General features: G+C 61.4%; 20 protein-coding genes and 1 pseudogene. 17 read left to right on the plus strand and 4 right to left on the minus strand.

The annotated features are described in order from the left end of the window. Positions 1–140: 140 nt before the first annotated feature. The gene (locus BMY98_RS15910) at positions 141–2,615 is read left to right on the plus strand and encodes a penicillin-binding protein 1A (RefSeq protein WP_425438883.1); all 2,475 of its coding nucleotides are present in this window, start codon (positions 141–143) and stop codon (positions 2,613–2,615) included. 124 nt (positions 2,616–2,739) lie between these two features. Here BMY98_RS15910 and BMY98_RS15915 read toward each other — a convergent pair whose 3' ends face one another. The 3 genes from BMY98_RS15915 to rpmE all read right to left on the minus strand — a co-directional run bounded on the left by BMY98_RS15915 (position 2,740) and on the right by rpmE (position 5,248). After that, entirely contained in the window at positions 2,740–4,008 is a 1,269-nt protein-coding gene (locus BMY98_RS15915; protein WP_074890785.1) for a malic enzyme-like NAD(P)-binding protein, read from the minus strand. A gap of 182 nt (positions 4,009–4,190) precedes the next feature. Next, a complete protein-coding gene (locus BMY98_RS15920) occupies positions 4,191–4,991 on the minus strand; it encodes a thermonuclease family protein (protein ID WP_074890787.1) in 801 nt (266 codons plus the stop codon). 23 nt (positions 4,992–5,014) lie between these two features. Continuing rightward, positions 5,015–5,248 (minus strand): 50S ribosomal protein L31, encoded by a 234-nt coding sequence (rpmE, locus tag BMY98_RS15925; RefSeq protein WP_065986634.1) that lies wholly within the window; start codon positions 5,246–5,248, stop codon positions 5,015–5,017. Positions 5,249–5,416: 168 nt separating this feature from the next. Here rpmE and BMY98_RS15930 point away from each other — a divergent pair, with 168 nt between their 5' ends. The 6 genes from BMY98_RS15930 to BMY98_RS15955 all read left to right on the plus strand — a co-directional run bounded on the left by BMY98_RS15930 (position 5,417) and on the right by BMY98_RS15955 (position 12,899). After that, the gene (locus tag BMY98_RS15930) at positions 5,417–7,636 is read left to right on the plus strand and encodes a primosomal protein N' (RefSeq protein WP_074890788.1); all 2,220 of its coding nucleotides are present in this window, start codon (positions 5,417–5,419) and stop codon (positions 7,634–7,636) included. 120 nt (positions 7,637–7,756) lie between these two features. Beyond that, positions 7,757–9,502, plus strand: coding sequence for an arginine--tRNA ligase (argS, locus tag BMY98_RS15935; RefSeq protein WP_074890790.1), 1,746 nt, complete (start codon positions 7,757–7,759; stop codon positions 9,500–9,502). Between the two features lies 1 nt (position 9,503). After that, positions 9,504–10,193: an SPOR domain-containing protein gene (locus BMY98_RS15940; RefSeq protein WP_074890791.1), complete on the plus strand. Its 690-nt coding sequence runs from the start codon at positions 9,504–9,506 to the stop codon at positions 10,191–10,193. Between the two features lie 276 nt (positions 10,194–10,469). Next, positions 10,470–11,000, plus strand: a complete 531-nt coding sequence (gene hslV / locus BMY98_RS15945) for an ATP-dependent protease subunit HslV (protein ID WP_074890792.1) — start codon at positions 10,470–10,472, stop codon at positions 10,998–11,000. Positions 11,001–11,069: 69 nt separating this feature from the next. Beyond that, positions 11,070–12,407 (plus strand): ATP-dependent protease ATPase subunit HslU, encoded by a 1,338-nt coding sequence (hslU, locus tag BMY98_RS15950; protein ID WP_074890793.1) that lies wholly within the window; start codon positions 11,070–11,072, stop codon positions 12,405–12,407. 114 nt (positions 12,408–12,521) lie between these two features. Then, the gene (locus BMY98_RS15955) at positions 12,522–12,899 is read left to right on the plus strand and encodes a gamma-butyrobetaine hydroxylase family protein (protein WP_074890794.1); all 378 of its coding nucleotides are present in this window, start codon (positions 12,522–12,524) and stop codon (positions 12,897–12,899) included. Positions 12,900–12,914: 15 nt separating this feature from the next. Here the strand turns inward: BMY98_RS15955 and BMY98_RS15960 are convergent, their stop codons facing one another. Beyond that, a complete protein-coding gene (locus BMY98_RS15960) occupies positions 12,915–13,193 on the minus strand; it encodes a polyhydroxyalkanoic acid system family protein (protein WP_074890795.1) in 279 nt (92 codons plus the stop codon). Positions 13,194–13,334: 141 nt separating this feature from the next. Between BMY98_RS15960 and ubiE the strand changes: the two genes are divergently transcribed. The 10 genes and pseudogenes from ubiE to BMY98_RS28255 all read left to right on the plus strand — a co-directional run. Next, on the plus strand, positions 13,335–14,105 hold the full coding sequence (gene ubiE, locus BMY98_RS15965; protein ID WP_065986646.1) for a bifunctional demethylmenaquinone methyltransferase/2-methoxy-6-polyprenyl-1,4-benzoquinol methylase UbiE: 771 nt from the start codon (positions 13,335–13,337) through the stop codon (positions 14,103–14,105). Then, positions 14,105–14,728 carry a ubiquinone biosynthesis accessory factor UbiJ gene (locus tag BMY98_RS15970; RefSeq protein WP_074890796.1) on the plus strand — a complete coding sequence of 208 codons (624 nt, stop codon included), beginning with the start codon at positions 14,105–14,107 and terminating at the stop codon, positions 14,726–14,728. The genes ubiE and BMY98_RS15970 overlap by 1 nt, the downstream gene beginning before the upstream one ends. After that, positions 14,725–16,344, plus strand: a complete 1,620-nt coding sequence (ubiB, locus tag BMY98_RS15975; protein ID WP_074890797.1) for a ubiquinone biosynthesis regulatory protein kinase UbiB — start codon at positions 14,725–14,727, stop codon at positions 16,342–16,344. Before BMY98_RS15970 ends, ubiB begins: the two co-directional genes overlap by 4 nt. Positions 16,345–16,400: 56 nt before the next feature. Then, positions 16,401–16,793, plus strand: a complete 393-nt coding sequence (gene hisI, locus BMY98_RS15980) for a phosphoribosyl-AMP cyclohydrolase (RefSeq protein WP_074890798.1) — start codon at positions 16,401–16,403, stop codon at positions 16,791–16,793. 2 nt (positions 16,794–16,795) lie between these two features. Next, positions 16,796–17,128 carry a phosphoribosyl-ATP diphosphatase gene (locus BMY98_RS15985; RefSeq protein WP_065986654.1) on the plus strand — a complete coding sequence of 111 codons (333 nt, stop codon included), beginning with the start codon at positions 16,796–16,798 and terminating at the stop codon, positions 17,126–17,128. 42 nt (positions 17,129–17,170) lie between these two features. Then, positions 17,171–17,455 carry a twin-arginine translocase TatA/TatE family subunit gene (locus BMY98_RS15990; RefSeq protein WP_065986662.1) on the plus strand — a complete coding sequence of 95 codons (285 nt, stop codon included), beginning with the start codon at positions 17,171–17,173 and terminating at the stop codon, positions 17,453–17,455. A 10-nt stretch (positions 17,456–17,465) separates the two neighbouring features. Next, a complete protein-coding gene (gene tatB, locus BMY98_RS15995; protein WP_074890799.1) occupies positions 17,466–18,044 on the plus strand; it encodes a Sec-independent protein translocase protein TatB in 579 nt (192 codons plus the stop codon). Beyond that, positions 18,041–18,835 (plus strand): twin-arginine translocase subunit TatC, encoded by a 795-nt coding sequence (tatC, locus tag BMY98_RS16000; RefSeq protein ID WP_065986665.1) that lies wholly within the window; start codon positions 18,041–18,043, stop codon positions 18,833–18,835. The genes tatB and tatC overlap by 4 nt, the downstream gene beginning before the upstream one ends. Further along, positions 18,832–19,539 (plus strand): 16S rRNA (uracil(1498)-N(3))-methyltransferase, encoded by a 708-nt coding sequence (locus tag BMY98_RS16005; RefSeq protein ID WP_074890800.1) that lies wholly within the window; start codon positions 18,832–18,834, stop codon positions 19,537–19,539. The genes tatC and BMY98_RS16005 overlap by 4 nt, the downstream gene beginning before the upstream one ends. Before the next feature lie 542 nt (positions 19,540–20,081). Then, positions 20,082–20,942: pseudogene (locus tag BMY98_RS28255) on the plus strand (methyl-accepting chemotaxis protein); the annotation flags it as partial. Between the last annotated feature and the right edge of the window lie 90 nt (positions 20,943–21,032).

The following is a 21,032-nucleotide window of genomic DNA, read 5'->3' on the forward strand; positions in this document are numbered from 1 at the left end:
ACAGTAGCGCAAATAACGCTCGACGACGAAAAATGCTTATAATGCCCAGCGTTTTTTTCGTGTAGCGAAGCTTCAAGGCGTGTTCATTTGTAAATGCCTGCGTCTAACTCATTCTTTTTTCTGGAAATCCAAAAGCCTTGATACGCCTGCTGAAGTTCGTCTGGTGGTCCATCGTCGCGGTCGTCTGCGGGCTGCTGCTCGGCCTGAGCGGCGCCTTTCTCTACCTGGCTCCGAACCTGCCCTCGGTCGATGCGCTGCGTAACATCCAGCTGCAGATCCCGCTGCGGGTGTTCAGCAGCGACGGCAAACTGATCGCAGAGTTTGGCGAAATGCGCCGCTCTCCCATCCGTTTCGCCGACATTCCCCCCAATTTCATTCACGCCCTGCTCTCTGCCGAAGACGATAACTTCGAGAATCACTATGGCGTGGACCCGAGCAGCCTGATGCGCGCGGCCAGCCAGTTGGTCAAGAGCGGTCATATCCAGTCCGGCGGCTCGACCATCACCATGCAGGTCGCGAAAAACTACTTCCTGACCAGCGAGCGCAGTTTTTCGCGCAAAACCACCGAGATTCTCTTGGCCTTGCAAATCGAGCGCCAACTTACCAAGGACGAAATTCTCGAGCTGTACGTCAACAAGATCTATCTGGGTAACCGCGCCTACGGCATCGAGGCCGCAGCGCAGGTTTACTACGGCAAATCCATCCGCGACCTGAGCGTCGCGCAGATGGCAATGATTGCCGGTTTGCCCAAGGCGCCGTCACGATTCAACCCACTGGCCAACCCGGTGCGCGCCAAAGAGCGCCGCGACTGGATTCTGGGCCGCATGTTCAAGCTGGGAAAAATCGACCAGAACACCTACCAGACCGCTCTTGTCGAGCCGATCAACGCCAGCTACCACGTTCAGAGCCCTGAAGTGAACGCGCCGTATATCGCTGAAATGGCGCGCGCCGAAATGGTGGGTCGTTATGGCAGCGCAGCCTACACAGAAGGTTTCCGCGTCACCACTACCGTACCGAGCGGCCTGCAGGAAGACGCCAACAAGGCTGTGCAGGACGGCCTGATCGAATACGACCAGCGCCATGGCTATCGCGGGCCTGAGAGCCGATTCCCAGGCCTGACCCGCGAGGGCTGGGTGCAGGAACTGAGCAAACAGCGTCCGATCAGCGGTCTGGAGCCGGCCATCGTCACCCAGGTCGACAAGACCGGCATCCGCGTGCTGACCCGCAGCGGCGAGAACGAAGAAACCGTCGCCTGGGACAGCATGAAGTGGGCCAAGGCGTTCCTGAACACCAACAGCGTCGGCGCCAATCCCAAGCAGCCTGGTGATGTCGCCCACGTCGGCGATCTGGTGCGTTTGCAGCGTCAGCCGGACAACTCGCTCAAGTTCAGCCAGCTTCCGGTGGCGCAAAGCGCGCTGGTTTCGCTGGATCCGCAGAACGGCGCGATTCGCGCGCTGGTCGGCGGCTTCGCGTTCGAGCAGAGCAACTACAACCGGGCAATGCAGGCCAAGCGTCAGCCAGGCTCCAGCTTCAAGCCGTTCCTGTACTCGGCAGCGCTGGATAACGGCTACACCGCCGCCAGCCTGGTCAATGACGCGCCGATCGTATTCGTCGACGAAACCATCGACAAAGTCTGGCGCCCGAAGAACGACACGGGCACCTTCCTCGGTCCGATTCGGCTGCGCGAGGCGCTGTACAAGTCGCGCAACCTAGTGTCCATCCGCCTGCTGCAAAGCCTGGGCGTGAACAACGCGATCAACTACATCACTCGGTTTGGCTTCAACAAGCAGGACTTGCCGCCAAACCTGTCCCTGGCCCTCGGCACGGCAACCCTGACACCGATGGAGATCGTCAGCGGCTGGAGCGCATTTGCCAACGGCGGTTACAAGGTCAGCTCGTACCTGATCCAGAAGATTGAGGACCGTGAGGGGAAAACCCTTTTCGTCGCCAACCCTCCGACAGTCCCTGCCAACGACCCGAACCCGAAAGCGGTCAGCGAGGCCGCCATCAGCAATGCATCGACTTATGCAGCGCCAGAAGCCCCGCCGTTGACTGCCAATGTCGTGCCGAACGCGCTGGATACTTCGGGCGCAGCGCCGGCCCCTGTGGTCGCGGAGCGGATTGTTGACGGTCGCACGGTTTACATTCTCAACAGCATGCTGCAGGACGTGATCAAACGCGGCACCGGTCGCCGCGCCCTGGCGATGAACCGTCCGGACATCGCAGGCAAAACCGGTACCACCAACGAATCGAAAGATGCGTGGTTTACGGGTTACAACGCCGATTACGTGACAACGGTCTGGACCGGTTTCGATCAGCCAGAAAGCCTCGGTCGCCATGAGTTCGGCGGCACGGTCGCGCTGCCGATCTGGATGAAGTACATGAGCGCCGCGCTGAAGGACAAGCCGCCACACGTTCAGGCCGAACCGGACGGCATCCTCAGCCTGCGTATCGACCCTGTCAGCGGCCGCTCCGCCACGCCGAGTACGCCAGGGGCGTTCTTCGAGCTGTTCAAGAGCGAAGATACGCCGCCTAGCGTGAACGAACTTGGCGGCAGCCCACCTCCAGGCAGCCCGCTGCCGGCGGATGAATCAGCGCCGATCGATCTGTTCTAGGGGAGCAGCCGCAAGCCTCAAGCGGCAAGCTCCAAGTAAAAGCAGCGGCGATCAGTTGCACTGCTGGCAGCCTCCAGCCATAAAAAAACCCAGCACTTGGCTGGGTTTTTTATGGGCGCTTGTATCAGCCGTTGAACACTTCATCCACGCTCTTCAGCGGGTAGTGCTTCGGATACGGCAGGGTTGCGACGCCGCTCTCGATGGCTGCCTTGGCAACTGCATCGGAGATCAGGCCCAACAGGCGCGCGTCCATTGGTTTCGGGATGATGTACTCGCGACCGAATTCCAGGGCGATGCCGCCATAGGCATCGCAAACTTCCTGAGGCACCGGCAGCTTGGCCAGTTCTCGCAGAGCGTTGGCCGCGGCGATCTTCATCTCTTCGTTGATGCGCTTGGCGCGGACGTCCAGTGCGCCACGGAAGATGAACGGGAAGCCCAGCACGTTGTTGACCTGGTTCGGGTAGTCCGAACGGCCGGTCGCCATGATCACGTCGTCGCGGGTAGCGTGAGCCAGTTCTGGCGAGATCTCCGGATCCGGGTTCGAGCAAGCGAACACGATCGGGTTGGCCGCCATCGACTTCAGGCCTTCAGCGCTCAGCAGGTTCGGACCGGACAGACCAACGAACACGTCAGCGCCTTCCAGGGCGTCGGCCAGCGTGCGCTTGTCGGTGGAGTGAGCGAATTGGGCCTTGTACTGGTTCAGGTCGGTACGCCCGTCGTGAACCACGCCGCTACGGTCGATCATGAAGATGTTTTCGATCTTCGCGCCCATGCTCACCAGCAACTTCATGCAGGAGATGGCCGCAGCACCAGCGCCCAGGCAGACGATCTTCGCCGCTTCCAGGGTTTTGCCAGCGATTTCCAGCGCGTTGATCATGCCGGCTGCGGTAACGATCGCGGTGCCGTGCTGGTCATCATGGAAAACCGGAATGTCGCACTGCTCGATCAGCGCCTTTTCGATTTCAAAGCACTCAGGCGCCTTGATGTCTTCCAGGTTGATGCCACCGAACGTGATGGAGATGCGGCGCACGGTGTCGATGAAGGCCTGCGGGCTCTCCGAGTCGACTTCGATATCGAACACGTCGATACCGGCAAAGCGCTTGAACAGCACGCCCTTGCCTTCCATGACCGGCTTGGACGCGAGAGGCCCGAGGTTACCCAGACCCAGAATCGCGGTGCCATCAGAGATGACCGCTACCAGGTTGCCTTTGCCGGTGTACTTGTAGGCAAGCTCCGGATCGCGACCGATTTCGCGGACCGGCTCAGCCACACCCGGGCTGTAAGCCAGCGACAGATCGCGAGCGGTTGCAGTGGCTTTGGTGAGCTCGACGCTGAGTTTCCCTGGACGGGGATGAGCGTGATATTCGAGAGCGGCAGTTTTCAAATCTGACATGGGGGCATTCCGCTTTTTTACTGTTGGAAAGACGGACCGCCGAGCATACGCAAGTCATAAAGTCCTAACAAGACTGGCGGGTCACCTGTGTCAAGAGGCCGCATCTACGACTTTCAGCGTAGAGCCGTAGGACACAAGGTCTCCAGCTGAGACAGTTTGCGCAATAAAATGTCTACAATTTATTAATTAATTGTATTCAACATTGCAGGATGAGTGATCGGCATCATCCAGCGAGGCTGATCTGCTCTAAGGCCGCCCCGACGAGAACGATCAACCACCCAGCCACGGGCTTCGATGCGCTGCCCCTTCAAGCGCTGCAACGCGGAAGTGTCAAACTGGCCGAGCAGTTTGGGCGCAATGCGCAGCACCAGCGAATCCCCGAATTCGATCCACAGGCCGCCGCCATTGCGCTGCACGCGGGTCACGCGCCCGCTGACCAACGCGAACCCGCCGGCGTTGATCTGCTCGACCGGCTGAACCGGCGAATTGCGCCACAAGCCCAGGCCGGCCTGGCGAGCTGACTTCTCTGCGGCCTGCAGGCAGCTGACCAGCGCAACGTTCGGAGAGACTGCGACGAGATAGCCAAGGCCTTCGGCGAGCAGTTGCGCCTCGAGATTGGCGCCATCGCGGCCATAGACGTTAGCGAGCGTGCGTCCGTAGTGATCGGTCGGCTCTTCACCGACGCGCAGCCTGACCTGCCCGTCGCTGGCCTCCACCAACGCCTGCAAACGACGCTTGGCCGTTTCGGCAAACGGCTGGGCGGGCTGACCCTTTTTGCCGGTTTCTGGCGTATTCAGGCCAATCATGCGAACGCTGCGACCATCGATCAGACGCACCGTGTCGCCGTCGACCACTCGCTGCACCTGAGCCACAGGCAGCGACGCCGGGGCCGGACACAAAGCCTGGGCCGCCGAAAGCCAAATCGCGGACATAAAAAAGGCGCCCGCGAGGGACGCCTTTTTAAGCAGCCTGGAGAAACGCATCGGCGACTCCAGAACGGCCAACCTTACTCTGCAGCAGCAGGAGCTTTGGTAGGACCGAACGCACCGAAACGCGACTTGAACTTGTCGACACGACCGCCGACGTCCAGAGTTTTTTGCTTGCCGGTGTAGAACGGGTGGCACTCGTTGCAAACGTCCAGGCTCAGAGGCTTGGCCAGTGTGGAACGGGTTTTGATGACATTGCCGCAGCTGCAGGTTGCGTCAATGGCTTCGTAAACTGGATGGATATCAGCTTTCATGGGTATTTCCTCAGGCTATCGTGCCGCCACCCAACACTATTGTTGAATACCGCACGGAATTAGGCCGCGCATATTAACAGACAACGCCAATCACGCAAGGGAACGTTAACGCCGGTCGTCTGCTAAGATCGCGCCCTTCGTCATACTCCGTAACAGGATATCCCCCGCGTGTCCGACGCCATCTTGCGCCTCGCCCTGCCCTCGCCGCTGCGCCGCCTGTTCGACTACCTTGCCCCCGCAGGTGTGCCGCGCAGTGCCTTGCAGCCAGGGATGCGCCTGCGCGTGCCGTTCGGCCGTCGGGAGATGATTGGCGTGCTGGTGGAGGTCGTTGACCACAGCGAAGTGCCGGCCGACAAGCTCAAGCCGGCGATTGCGGTGCTGGACGCCGACGTGCCATTGCCGCCTGCATTGTTCAAGCTGTGCCTGTGGACTGCACAGTATTACCAGCACAGCCTGGGCGACACATTCAGCTGGGCGTTACCGGTGCTGCTGCGCCAGGGCGAACCGGCGGAAGCCCGACAAGAGCGGTTCTGGCAGGCGGCTCCTGACGCCAGCATCGATGACCCGCGCATCGCCCGGGCGCCGAAACAAAAAGAAGCGCTGCGCACGCTGGCCCAACACCCCCACGGCGTGGCTCATCAATTGCTGAGCAAGCTGATGCTTAACCGGGACAGCCTGAATCTGCTGCTCGCCAAGGGACTGGTGACCGTCGAGGTGCGCGGTCATGGACCGGTCGAGCGGCACGAACACTGGCTGGCGCAGCCGGAACTGCCGCTCAACACCGAACAGCGGGCCGCCTTTGAAGCCATTCGTTCGGGGTTCGGCAGCTTTCACGCCTCATTGCTGGCGGGGGTCACCGGCAGCGGCAAGACCGAGGTGTACCTGCAGCTCATCCGCGAAACGCTGGAAGCGGGCAAGCAGGCGCTGGTGCTGATTCCGGAGATCAACCTGGGCCCACAGACCCTTGCGCGTTTCGAGCAGAGATTCAACGCACGCATCGCGCTGCTGCACTCGGCAGTCAACGATCGGGATCGGCTCGACGCGTGGCTGGCAGCACGCGATGGCGAAGCCGACATCATCATCGGCACCCGTTCGGCGCTGTTCACCCCGATGAAAAACCCCGGGCTGATCATCATCGACGAGGAGCACGACGGCTCCTATAAACAGCAGGAAGGCCTGCGCTACCACGCACGGGACCTGGCGCTGGTGAGGGCGCATCAGGAGGACATCCCGATCGTGCTCGGCTCGGCGACGCCTTCACTGGAAAGCCTGCACAACGCCCACACTGGTCGATACGCGCTCCTGCGCCTGAATCAGCGCGCGGGCGGCGCTCAGCAACCCCGCTTCCTGCGGCTGGACGTGAAAAGCCGCCCCCTCGACAGCGGCATTTCAGGCCCCATGCAGCAAGCCATCGGCCAGACCCTGGCGGCGGGTCAACAGGTGTTGGTGTTCCTAAACCGACGCGGCTTTGCCCCGACGCTGTTGTGTCACGACTGTGGCTGGCTGTCGGAATGCCCTCGCTGCGACGCGCGCATGACCGTTCACCAACGCTCGGGTGAGCTGCGCTGCCATCATTGCGGCCATGTCGAGCGCGTGCCACGCAATTGCCCGGCATGCGGCAAGGTCGATCTGCGCCCGGTCGGTGCAGGGACCGAGCGTGCCGAGGAGCGGCTGGCGATTCTGTTCCCCGACTATCCGGTGCTGCGCGTCGATCGGGACAGCACCTCGCGCAAGGACGCGATGAATCAGCTGTTCGCGACCATCCAGAAAGGCCAGCCGTGCATTCTGGTGGGCACCCAGATGCTCGCCAAAGGGCATCACTTCCCTCGCGTGACGCTGGTGTCGATTCTCGACGCCGATGGCGGGCTGTTCTCCGGCGACTTCCGCGCCAGCGAGCGCATGGCGCAATTGATTGTGCAGGTCGCAGGCAGAGCCGGGCGCGCCGAAGAGCCGGGCAAGGTAATCATCCAGACCCACCTGGCCGACCATCCTTTATTGATTCAACTCACCGAGCAGGGTTATTTCGCTTTTGCCGAGCAGGCCTTGAGCGAACGTCGCGCCGCCGGGCTGCCGCCGTTTTCACACCTGGCGCTGTTGCGCGCAGAAGCGCACAAGCCGGGTCAGGCCGAAGGCTTTCTGGATGAAGCCTGCACCGAAGCCGAGCGATTGCTGAAGGACATGGCGCTGGGCGGCATCGAGCTGCTGGGGCCGGTTCCGGCACCGATGGAACGACGCGCCGGACGCTATCGCGCTCAATTGCTGGTTCAGGCAAACGCCCGCGCGCCGCTGCACAAGCTGCTTGCGACTTGGCTGCTGACGCTGGAAAACATGCCAAGCGGGCGCCAGGTCAGATGGTCGCTGGACGTGGATCCGGTGGACCTTTATTGATTCGCATCGGCTGACCGCGCATCCAGCGCGGTTGGCAAGGCGGCTCCGGCCACGGATAATGCCCAGTTTTTCCACCCGCGCATCCAGGCGCGGCCGCGCTTGCGGTCGAAAGAGAGCACCATGAAAGACACCATCCGCCAGCTGATTCAACAAGCTCTGAGCCAACTCGTCACCGATGGCGTCTTGCCGGAAGGGCTGACGCCGGCGATTCAGGTGGAGAACGCCAAGGACAAGAAAAACGGCGACTTCGCCAGCAATATCGCGATGATGCTGGCCAAGCCTGCAGGCATGAAACCGCGCGATCTGGCCGAGAAAATCGTCGCCGCGCTGCCCGCTGACGAGCAAATCACCCGGGTCGACATTGCCGGCCCCGGCTTCCTCAACTTTTTCCAGAACACCCAGGCTCTGGCTTCGCGCCTTGACGAAGCCCTCGCCGACGCGACCCTGTCCGTGCGCAAGAACGGCCCCGCTCAACGCGTTGTGGTTGACCTGTCTGCACCGAATCTGGCTAAAGAGATGCACGTCGGCCACTTGCGCTCGACCATCATTGGCGACGGCGTGGCCAGCGTTCTTGAGTTCCTTGGCGACACCGTGATCCGTCAGAACCACGTCGGCGACTGGGGCACTCAGTTCGGCATGCTGCTGGCCTATCTCCAGGAAACCCCGGCGACCAGCGACGAGCTGGCTGACCTCGAAAACTTCTACCGCGCCGCCAAAGGCCGTTTCGACGAGTCCGAGGAGTTCGCCGAGCGCGCACGTGGGCTGGTGGTCAAGCTGCAAGCAGGCGACGCCGAGTGCCTTAGCCTGTGGACGCGCTTCAAGGACATCTCCCTGTCTCACTGCCAGGAAGTGTATGAGCGCCTGAACGTCAAACTCACGCCGAAGGACGTCATGGGCGAAAGCGCCTACAACGACGACCTCGCCAATGTCGTCGCCGATCTGAAGAAAGCCGGCCTGCTGGTCGAGAGCAACGGCGCGCAGTGCGTGTTCCTCGAAGAATTCAAAACCGCTGAAGGCACGCCGCTGCCGGTGATCGTGCAAAAGGCCGGTGGCGGTTATCTGTATGCCACCACCGACCTCGCCGCCATTCGCTACCGCAGCAACGTGCTGAAAGCCGACCGCTCGCTGTATTTCGTCGATCAGCGTCAGGCCCTGCACTTCCAGCAGGTCTTCGAAGTGGCGCGCCGGGCAGGCTTCGTCACCAACGACATGCAAATGGAGCACATGGGCTTCGGCACCATGAACGGCGCCGATGGCCGTCCGTTCAAGACCCGCGATGGCGGCACGGTCAAGCTGGTCGACCTGCTCGACGAAGCGCAAGAACGCGCCTACACCCTGGTGAAAGAGAAAAACCCGGACGTCGCCGAAGACGAGTTGCGCTCGATCGCCAAGGTCGTGGGCATCAGTGCGGTGAAATATGCCGACCTGTCCAAGCATCGCGCCAGCGACTACAGCTTTAACTTCGACCAGATGCTCAGCTTCGAAGGCAACACCGCGCCTTATCTGCTGTACGCCTACACCCGTGTGGCCGGCGTGTTCCGCAAGCTCGAAGAAAAGGGCGAAACCTTCGACGCGAGCCAGGGCCAAATCATCCTGGACGCACCCCAGGAGCAAGACCTGGCCGCGCGTCTGGCGCAGTTCGGCGAGACCGTCAACACCGTGGCCGACAAGGGCACGCCCCATGTGCTCTGCGCCTATGTGTACGACCTCGCCGGTCTGTTCTCCAGTTTTTACGAGAACTGCCCGATCCTGGCGGCAGAAAACCCTGAACAACAGCAAAGCCGTCTGCGCCTCGCCGCCCTGACCGGTCGCACCCTCAAGCAAGGCCTGCAGTTGCTGGGTCTGGACACTCTGGAGCGTATGTAAGTTGGCCGTTAAAAAGAAACCTGCTCCCAAGCGCGGCGCCAGCCGGTATCAGGCTCCTGCAAAGACACCGATTCCGGGCTGGGTGTGGATGGCGATCGGCCTGACCGTCGGCGCTTTCGTCGTTTTCCTGATGAAGCTCGAACCCGGCAGCGGCGACGACATCAAGCGCGTGAGGGCTGAAGCCAAGGCCGCGAAGATCGCCGAAGCGAACAAGACGCCGCCCAGCCCGACCGCGCCTGTGAAGCCGAAATACGACTTCTACACGCTACTGCCTGAGTCGGAAGTCATCGTGCCGAACGAAGCGGTGCCCGAGAAGACGCCGCCGGTCGTGGCGCCAAGCACGCCGGTTACACCTGAAGTGGCCGCGAAGATCGACACGGCTCGGGCCCAGGCCGCGCTCAGCGGTCTGACCCCGCCACCCGCACCTCCGGTGACCAAACCGGCGGCCGTGACGACGTTCTTCCTGCAAGCGGGCTCGTTCCGCAAACAGGCCGACGCCGAGAAAGTGCGCGCGCAGATCATTCTGCTGGGGCAAACGTCGACGGTAGAGTCGGGCACGGTGAAGGATGAAACCTGGTACCGCGTACTGGTCGGCCCGTTCAGCAACCGCGAACAGCTGACCATAGCGCAGAAGCAACTGGCGGGCGGCGGCTTCAGCAACCTGCTGCTGCAACAGCGCCAGGCTCGCTAGGGCACTGTCGCCCACCGCAGGACCAACGATCGGTCCCGCTCCACGCGGGCACGATCAGTTGTAGGAGTGAGCTTGCTCGCGATGACATTGGCACATCCAACATAATGGGTGCCTGATTCACCGCAATCGCGAGCAAGCTCACTCCTACACAAACTTGAAGCAAACTGACGCACCGCCATTCATCTCTCAACCCGCTCAACGGTTGAAATACCCGCCCCCACCCCCATATGAGTTTCCATCAGGGCATTTTCGCCCCGCAGCGTGGAGACTCTCCCCTTGACCACCATCGTTTCAGTGCGCCGCCAAGGCAAAGTCGTCATGGCCGGTGACGGCCAGGTTTCTCTGGGCAATACCGTCATGAAAGGCAACGCCAAGAAAGTCCGGCGCCTTTACCACGGCCAGGTCATCGCCGGATTCGCAGGCGCCACCGCTGACGCCTTCACCCTGTTCGAGCGTTTCGAAGCCCAGCTGGAAAAACACCAGGGTCACCTTGTGCGTGCCGCCGTAGAACTGGCGAAAGAATGGCGTACCGATCGCTCCCTGAGCCGCCTTGAAGCCATGCTGGCCGTTGCCAACAAAGACGCTTCGCTGATCATTACCGGCAACGGCGACGTCGTTGAGCCCGAAGACGGCCTGATCGCCATGGGTTCCGGCGGCGCCTTTGCCCAGGCCGCAGCCCGCGCGCTGCTGCTGAAGACCGAACTCTCTGCCCGTGAAATCGCCGAAACCGCCCTGCACATTGCCGGCGACATCTGCGTCTTCACCAACCACAACATCACTATTGAGGAGCAGGACCTCGCCGAGTAAGCGTAGGGTGATGGCCGCCATTCATCGCGGCCTGCCCGACTTGCATTCTGCCGAGGACCGTTGAAAACCATGTCCATGACTCCCCGTGAAATCGTCCACGAACTCAATCGCCATATCATCGGCCAGGACGATGCCAAACGCGCCGTCGCCATTGCGCTGCGTAACCGCTGGCGCCGGATGCAGCTGCCTGAAGAGCTGCGCGTCGAAGTCACCCCCAAGAACATCCTGATGATCGGTCCGACCGGCGTCGGTAAAACCGAAATCGCCCGTCGTCTGGCCAAGCTCGCCAACGCGCCGTTTATCAAGGTCGAAGCGACCAAGTTCACCGAGGTCGGCTATGTCGGCCGCGATGTCGAGTCGATCATCCGTGATCTGGCCGACGCCGCAATGAAGCTGCTGCGCGAGCAGGAAATCACCAAGGTTCGCCACCGCGCCGAAGACGCCGCAGAAGACCGCATTCTCGACGCCCTGCTGCCACCGGCACGCGCGGGCTTCAACGAAGACGCCACGTCGGGCAGCGATTCCAACACCCGTCAGCTGTTCCGCAAGCGTCTGCGCGAGGGTCAGCTGGACGACAAGGAAATCGAAATCGAGGTCGCCGAGATGGGCGGCGTCGATATTTCCGCGCCGCCAGGCATGGAAGAGATGACCAACCAGCTGCAAAGCCTGTTTGCCAACATGGGCAAGGGCAAGAAGAAGAGCCGCAAGCTGAAAGTCAAAGACGCGCTGAAAATGGTTCGCGATGAAGAAGCGGGCCGTCTGGTGAACGACGAAGAACTGAAAGCCAAGGCGCTGGAAGCGGTTGAGCAGCACGGCATCGTGTTCATCGACGAGATCGACAAAGTGGCCAAGCGCGGCAACGTCGGTGGCGCCGATGTGTCCCGCGAAGGCGTGCAGCGCGACTTGCTGCCGCTGATCGAAGGCTGCACCGTCAACACCAAGCTGGGCATGGTCAAGACCGATCACATCCTGTTCATCGCCTCCGGTGCGTTCCACCTGAGCAAGCCAAGCGATCTGGTGCCTGAGCTGCAGGGTCGTCTGCCGATTCGTGTCGAACTGAAAGCGCTGAGCCCGCAGGATTTCGAACGCATTCTGACCGAACCCCATGCGTCGCTGACCGAGCAATACCGCGAGCTGTTGAAGACCGAAGGCCTGAACATCGCGTTCCTGCCGGATGGCATCAAGCGCCTGGCCGAGATTGCCTGGCAGGTCAACGAGAAGACCGAGAACATCGGTGCGCGTCGCCTGCACACGCTGCTTGAGCGGTTGCTGGAGGAGGTTTCTTTCAGTGCCGGCGACTTGGCGGGTACGCAGGATGGCGGGACGATTCAGATCGACGCTGAATACGTGAACAGCCACTTGGGTGAGCTGGCGGAAGACGAAGATCTGTCGCGCTACATTCTTTGATAGCAGCTGCAAGCTGTGAGCTTCAAGCTGCAAGCAGATTTCACTGGCTACCGAAATCTGCTTGGCTTGTAGCTTGCCGCTTGTAGCTCACAGCTCGCCGTTGAGACCACCTCCATGACCCGCATCCCCACCGCCATCCAGCTACACAAAGCCTCGAAAGTCCTCAGCCTGAAATACGGGCCGGATGAGGAATACCGCTTGCCGGCGGAATTTCTGCGGGTGCACTCGCCTTCGGCGGAGGTGCAGGGCCACGGCAATCCGATTCTGCAATTTGGCAAGCTGGGCGTCGGGCTCACCAAGGTAGAGCCCGCCGGCCAGTACGCGCTGAAGCTGACCTTCGACGATGGTCATGACAGCGGCTTGTTCACTTGGGAATACCTGGAGCAACTGGCGCAACGCCAGGCGCAACTGTGGGAGGAGTATCTGGCCGAACTCAAGGCCGCCGGCAAATCCCGCGACCCTTCCGAGCAAGTCATCAAGCTGATGCTCTAGCCGTCTCTACAAGCTTCAGGCAGTGAGTACCTTGTCGAGCTGCCGTTCAACTTCGGTCTGAATAGAGCTGCTCATGGGAGAGAGGAAGAAGTTGAGGTCGATATTCACCCGCACCCACTCATCTTCGACCGCGACAGTGCCCTTGGCGCCCTTGCCTTCCAGACCCACGGTGTCGCCTGTCCATTCGTGCTCGATGCCGTACTTGTCGGACAGTTTCTGCAGCATGATCTCAGCCTTCTCGCGAGCCTTTTCCTTTCCCAGCGTGTGCTGGCGTTCCACGGTAATTCTGGCCACTGACGGGCTCCTGCTTCGGCTTAAATCGTCGGCGCACTATACCAGCGGCCCGGAGCGAAGAAACTGTTGGCCGTGCGCCTTGTCAAGACAAAGCCAGCCCCGACGATTAGAATGGCACCACTTTATTCCGGTGACAGCGATATGAATGATCCGCGCAAAGGCAGCGATGCCGAACCCATCACCCACTTCGGTTACAAAAACGTACCGGAAAGCCAGAAGGCCGAGAAAGTCGCCGAGGTATTTCACTCCGTCGCGGCCAAATATGACCTGATGAACGACGTACTGTCCGGCGGCATGCATCGCCTCTGGAAGCGCTTCACCATCGAACTGTCCGGCGTTCGCAGCGGCAACCGCGTACTCGACATCGCGGGCGGCACCGGTGATCTGGCGAAGAAGTTCTCCCATCTTGTCGGCCCGACCGGCGAAGTCGTACTGGCCGACATCAACGCTTCGATGCTCAAGGTGGGTCGTGACCGCCTGTTGGATCGCGGGGTGGCCGGCAACATCAAGTTCGTCCAGGCCGACGCTGAAAAGCTGCCGTTCCCTGACAACCACTTCGACTGCGTGACCATCGCCTTCGGCCTGCGCAACGTGACGCACAAAGAAGACGCCATCCGCTCCATGCTGCGCGTGCTCAAGCCGGGTGGTCGGTTGCTGGTGCTTGAATTCTCCAAGCCAACCAGCAAAGTCATGTCCAAGATCTACGACGCCTACTCGTTCGCTTTCATGCCGCTGGCCGGCAAGCTGATCACCAACGATTCGGAAAGCTACCGCTATCTGGCAGAGTCGATCCGCATGCACCCCGATCAGGAAACCCTGAAGTCGATGATGGTTCAGGCCGGTTTCGACCGCGTGACTTACCACAACATGACCTCCGGCATCGTCGCGCTGCATCGGGGCATCAAGCCCTGATGCTGATCAACGGCTTGCTCGCCAGTGCCGAGCACGGCGTCAATCGCGTGCTGCGCATGGACAGCACCGCCCTGCCACGCCTTGACCGGCTGAGCGGCAAGGTCATCGCGATCGAATGCACCAGCCCGGCGTTTCATCTGCACGTGCTGCCCAGTGACGACGGCCTGATGCTGGCGGCGAACTGGGATGGCGGCGCAGATGTAACCCTGCGCGCCCCCGCTGCGAGCCTGATGCGTCTGGCGATGAGCAAAGACAAAAATGCCGTGCTGCACAGCCCGGAAGTCGAGCTGGATGGCGAAAGTGCCGTGCTGCTTGAGCTGGTGGGCGTGCTGCAGGACCTGGACCTCGACTGGGAGTACGACCTGCAACGCTGGCTCGGTCCCGTCGCGGCGCCCTTGATCGGCGGGCATCTGCGCAACAGCGCGCGCTGGACCCGCGACAGCGCAACCAGCCTCAGCCACAACCTGGCCGAATACCTGGCCGAAGAATCCCGCACGCTGGTCGGCAAACGCGAGGCCGAAGCCCGCTTCGCCGAACTGGATCAGACCAAACAAGACCTGGAACGCCTCGAAGCCCGCTTCGAGCGTCTGGCCCACTCCCTCAAATCCAGCGATAACGCATGAGCCTGCTTGCCGTCCGCCGTCTGTTTCGCATCCAGCGTGTCGTAATCCGTTACCGCCTCGATGACCTGTTGTTCGCCCTGCCCCTGCCGTGGTGGCTGTTGGCCGTGCGCTTCGTGCTGCCATGGCGCTGGCTGCCGCGGCGCAAGAACGAACTGAGCCGTGGCGCGCGTCTGCGTCTGGCGTTGCAGGACCTGGGGCCGATTTTCATCAAGTTCGGGCAGTTGCTGTCCACCCGCCGCGACCTGCTGCCCGAAGACGTCGCCGACGAGCTGATGATGCTGCAGGACCGCGTGCCGCCGTTCGACTCCGCCAAGGCCGTGGCGCTGATCGAATCGCAGTTGGGCGCAAAGATCAGCGAAGTGTTCAGCCGTTTCGACGTAGCTCCGCTGGCTTCGGCGTCTGTCGCCCAAGTCCACGCCGCGCGCCTGAAGACGGGCGAAGAGGTGGTGGTGAAGGTCGTGCGGCCGGGCTTGAAGCCGATCATCGGCTCCGATCTTGCCTGGCTGTTCATCCTGGCGAAGATTGCCGAGCGGGTTTCCGCAGACGCGAGACTGCTGCATCCGGTGGCCGTCGTCGCCGATTACGAAAAAACTATCTACGACGAACTCGACCTGTTGCGCGAGGCGGCCAACTCCAGCCAGCTGCGCCGCAACTTCGAGGGCTCGACCATGCTTTACGTGCCGCAGGTCTATTGGGACTGGTGCCGGCCGAAGGTGTTGGTCATGGAGCGCATCTACGGCGTGCAAGTGACCGATCTGGCGACCCTGGCCGATCAGCGCACCGACATGAAGAAGCTCGCCGAGCGCGGCGTTGAACTGTTCTTCACCCAGGTCTTCCGTGACAGCTTTTTCCACGCCGACATGCACCCTGGCAACATTTTCGTCAGCACGGTCACGCCGTGGGATCCGCAGTACATCGCCATCGACTGCGGCATCGTCGGCAGCCTGACCCCTGAGGATCAGGACTATCTGGCGCGCAACCTGTTTGCTTTCTTCAAGCGCGACTACCGCCGCGTTGCACAGCTGCACATCGACTCGGGCTGGGTGCCCGCCGAGACCAAGCTGAATGAATTCGAAGCGGCCATCCGGACGGTCTGCGAGCCGATTTTCGAGAAACCGTTGAAGGACATTTCCTTCGGGCAGGTGCTAATGCGCCTGTTCCAGACCGCTCGCCGCTTCAACATGGAAGTGCAGCCGCAACTGGTGCTGCTGCAAAAGACGCTGCTCAACATCGAAGGCCTCGGCCGTCAGCTGTACCCGGAGCTGGATCTCTGGGCGACCGCGCAGCCGTTCCTCGAACGCTGGATGCGCGAACGCGTCAGCCCGAAAACCCTGCTGGGCAACTTGCAATCTCAGGTCGAACAGATTCCGCATCTGGCCAACATGACCCGAGACCTGCTCGAGCGTCTGTCGCAGCCCCATCGCCACGATCCTCCCCCGCCCTATCGGCGTGATGGCGATCACTGGGCCCTGCGCTTGCTGGGCGCCAGCCTGCTGGCCGGCGGCGTGCTGTTGGCGATCACCCATACCCAGACCGGCGCGGCGCTGAACACATTGAGTGCCTGGCCTGCCTTGCTGATGCTGGCGGCAGGGGTCTATCTGGTCGTTCGCCGATAGCCATCGGCGCGAGCCGCTGGCACACTAACCCTCCCCTGGAGCGGCCGGAGCCGATGATGAAAGACTGGCTGGACGAGATTAAGTGGGACAAAGACGGTCTGGTGCCCGCCATCGCGCAGGACCACAAGACCGGTCGCGTGCTGATGATGGCCTGGATGAACCGCGAAGCCTTGAGCCTGACTGCCAGCGAACAGCGCGCTATCTACTGGTCACGTTCGCGTGGCAAGTTGTGGCGTAAGGGCGAAGAATCGGGCCACGTGCAAAAGCTTCATGAACTGCGCCTGGACTGTGATGCCGACGTCATTATCTTGATGGTCGAGCAGATCGGCGGCATCGCTTGCCATACCGGCCGCGAGAGCTGCTTCTACCGCGTCTACGATGATGCCGGCTGGAAGACCGTGGACCCGGTGCTCAAAGACCCGGACGCCATTTACCAAGCAGGACACTGAACATGACTGATACCTTGTCACGCCTTGCCGAGGTGCTTGAATCGCGCAAGGGCGCGGCTGCCGACTCGTCTTACGTCGCCAGCCTTTATCACAAGGGACTGAACAAGATTCTGGAAAAGGTCGGCGAAGAGTCGGTCGAAACCATAATCGCTGCCAAGGACGCTGCCATCAGCGGTGACTGCAGTGATGTCGTCTACGAAACCGCCGATTTGTGGTTCCACAGTATGGTGATGCTTGCCCAACTGGGCCAACACCCGCAAGCCGTGCTCGATGAGCTGGACCGCCGTTTCGGCCTGTCCGGCCACGCCGAGAAAGCGTCTCGCTCGGCGGAATAAACACAGGGGCTGCGGCCCGAAATTTCTTGTGAGGAACGCGTTATGGGCATTTTTGACTGGAAACACTGGATCGTCATTCTTGTGGTTGTCGTGCTGGTGTTCGGCACCAAGAAACTCAAGAACCTGGGGACTGACGTGGGTGAGTCGATCAAGGGCTTTCGCAAGGCCATGAATGACGACGACAAGCATCCGGAAGAGCCGACGGTGCAGCCGCCTGTTCAGCCACAGCCAACCGCGCAGCCGGTGCCTCCGACTCAGCCGCTGCACCAGCCGCACACGATCGACGCTCAAGCGCAACGAGTCGAAGACCCCCTCCGCAAAGACTAGGTCGTGACGCATGTTTGGTATCAGCTTTTCTGAACTGCTGCTGGTCGGCCTCGTTGCCCTGCTGGTCCTGGGCCCCGAGCGTCTGCCAGGCGCAGCACGGACGGCCGGGCTCTGGATCGGCCGCCTGAAACGCAGCTTCAATGCGATCAAACAGGAAGTTGAGCGCGAAATCGGCGCTGACGAGATTCGGCGTCAGTTGCACAACGAGCACATTCTTTCGCTGGAAGAGGAAGCTCGCAAGATCATGCAGCCGCAACAACCGCCTGCTGCGCCCGTGACACCCGCGCCGGCTGAGCCGACTGCCGAGAAGCCCGTTTCGCCGGCCCCGGCATCGGAAGGGCCATCCACGGCGCCGGTCATGGGTGCAGCCTCCCCGGTACAGAGCGCCGACATTGGCCCGGCTGCTCCGGCTGAGAGCGCTTCGGTCACGCCGCCGCCCGTTCATGTCGAGCCTGCTGCGCCTGCGTCGGCACCTTCGCCTGCCGGGCCGGGATCTGTTCCCGTAACTGCGCCGGTCACAACCCCTGCGACCGCGGTGCAAAGTGCGCCTTCTGCCAACGATTCGTCACTGCCACCACGAGCCCCATGAGCGAAATCCCGGAAAACGATCAGCAAATGCCGCTGGTCTCGCACCTGACAGAACTGCGCTCGCGTCTACTGCGCTGCGTGCTGGCGATCTTTGTGATCTTCGGCGCGCTGTTCTACTTCACCCAGAAGATCTACACCTTCGTTTCTGCCCCGCTGCGCAAGTTTCTGCCTGACGGCGCAACGATGATCGCGACCGATGTGGCCTCGCCGTTCATCACGCCGTTCAAGCTGACGATGATGGTGGCGCTGTTCCTGGCGATGCCGGTGATCCTGTATCAGATCTGGGGCTTCATTGCGCCAGGCCTGTACAAGCATGAAAAGCGCGTGGCAGTGCCGCTGTTGATCTCCAGCATCATCCTGTTCTACGCCGGCATGGCGTTCGCGTACTTTCTGGTCTTCCCGCTGATTTTCCACTTCTTCGCCAGTGTCACGCCGGAAGGCGTGTCGATGATGACGGACATCGCCAGTTACCTGGACTTCGTCATGACGCTGTTCCTGGCGTTTGGCGTCGCGTTCGAGATCCCGGTGGCAGTTGTGCTGCTGGTGTGGATCGGCATCGTCGACGTCAAATACCTGAAGAAGATTCGCCCGTACGTGGTGATCGGCTGCTTCGTGGTCGGCATGATTCTCACCCCGCCGGACATCTTTTCGCAGACCCTGCTGGCCGTGCCGATGTGGCTGCTGTTTGAAATCGGCGTGCTGTGCAGTTCGATGATCACCAAGCGCGGTGATCATGAAGATGACGAAAAAGCTGAAGACGAACAGAGCCAACCGCCAGCGACCCAGCCGTGAACCTGCTGTTGCTTGAGGACGCCGACTTTATCGCGGCGGACCGGGTTGTACTGAGTGACCGACGCCTCAAGCACATGCAGGAAGTGCATCGCAGCGAAGTCGGCGACAGCCTGCGGGTTGGCCGGGTTAACGGGCTGCTCGGCAGCGCACAGTTGTTGCGGCTGGAACCTCGGGAAGCCGAGCTTTCGGTGAGCTTCGAGCACGCCCCGCCGGCCAAACTGCCGCTGACCCTGGTCCTCGCCCTGCCCCGCCCGAAAATGCTCCGCCGGGTGTTTCAGACCGTGGCGACGATGGGTGTGCCCCGAGTCATCCTGGTCAACAGTTACCGCGTCGAAAAAAGCTTCTGGCAGACGCCCTTTCTGGAGCCTGCGGCGATTCGCGAGCAGTTGATTCTCGGGCTGGAGCAGGCCCGGGACAGCGTGCTGCCGGAGATCGTCATCGAGAAGCGCTTCAAGCCATTCGTTGAGGACCGTCTCCCCGCTGTGGTCGAAGGGACGCTGGGATTGGTCGGCCACCCGGGTGATTTCCCCGCCTGCCCGCGCGCGGTCGAGCAGCCTGTCACCCTGGCCATCGGCCCTGAAGGTGGCTGGATTCCCTACGAAGTCGATCTTCTGCAGGCCTCTGGCCTGAATCCAGTCCAGTTGGGCGCGCGGATCCTGCGCGTCGAAACCGCCGTGACCGCGTTGCTCGCCCGGTTGTTCTAGAGCTGCGTTGTATCTGACTCGAGCGAGGCGCCTGGTTTGCTGCCGCTTCGCGCCAGTTCGCGGGCAAGCGCGCTCCTACACCCTTCGGGCAGAATCCAAGACAGAACGCCGACATCCGGACGCGTAGCACTCGCAATGAGCATCCGTACCAGCGGCAGACGCAATAAGCATCCGCACCAGCGGCACTCCTCCTGACAATCAATACCGAACCCATCTCTGCCGATCAACGCCTGGCCCGCTTCTGCCGAAGGCGCAGGAGCGCGCTTGCCTGCGATCGGCTGCGCAGCAGTCTTGAGCCTGCCCACCAAGCCCTTCATCACCCCACGCTTCAGTTCAACGCGCATCGGCCGATGCACAGGCGTCCATAACCACAATTCGCAGGAATCATAATGTCTCGCTGGTTTACCCAACACCTTGGAAATATGAGCGTCCGTCTCAAACTTGGTGTCGGTTTCGGCCTTGTGCTGTTGCTGACGCTGCTTATCACGGCGACGGGCTGGTCAAGCGTGAAGGCGGTGATCGAGCGCGGCGACAACCTGGGAATGATCTCCCAGATCAGTGAGCGGACGATGGATCTGCGCACGGCACGCATGGTGTATGAAACTCAATACAGCGCTGAAGCCGCGACGGCTGTCATGACCGCGCTGGACAAGCTCGATGCCGACCTGAAAACCGGCCAGAGCATGGTCAAAGGCCTTGGCGATCTCAAATTGATGGACGCTCAGGCACAGGCCGCCGGCGAATACCGCCGCGCCTTTGCCGACATGACCAAGGCTATCCAGACCCGCGAAGCCAGCCGGACCAACTTGGGTGCTTCCGCAGACGCTGCAGTTGATGTCGTCAACAAGATCGAACAGGCGTTGCTGCAGCACGACAACATCCTGCAATTCAACAGCGCGGTGGATGTCAGCAAACAGATTCAGCAGGCACGCTTCCAGGTGCGCGGTTATACCTTCAGCGGCAAACCTGATTTCGAGAAGAACGCCACCGCTGCGATCGACGAAGCCATCGTCGGGGTCAACACGCTGGCGGGCGACGTTTCCTCCCAATACATCCCGCAGTTGCAAAAGGCCAACCTGGCGCTCAAAGGCTACCGCGACGCCGTCGGCCAATACCGTGAAGCCCAACTGGTCAGCGTTCAGGCCCTGGCCAAGATGACCGAGCTGGGGGAACAGCTGCTGGACGCCAGCGAACAATTGAACGTTTCGCAAAACGCGAAGCGCGATGCAGACACCAGTCAGGCCCAGTCGACCCTGGGCATTACTACCCTGGTGGCCCTGATCCTCGGTGTTTTCGCCGCCTGGGTCATTACCCGGCAAATCACGGTGCCGCTGGGGCAGACGCTCGTTGCCGTCGAGCGCGTGGCGTCTGGTGATCTGACTCAAAATTTAAGCGTCGACCGGCGCGACGAGCTTGGCCAGTTGCAGGGCAGCATCCAGCGCATGACCGTGGAGCTGCGCGAGTTGATCGGCGGCATCGGCGAAGGCGTGACC

This window comes from Pseudomonas graminis (assembly GCF_900111735.1).
GTDB classification, from domain to species: domain Bacteria; phylum Pseudomonadota; class Gammaproteobacteria; order Pseudomonadales; family Pseudomonadaceae; genus Aquipseudomonas; species Aquipseudomonas graminis.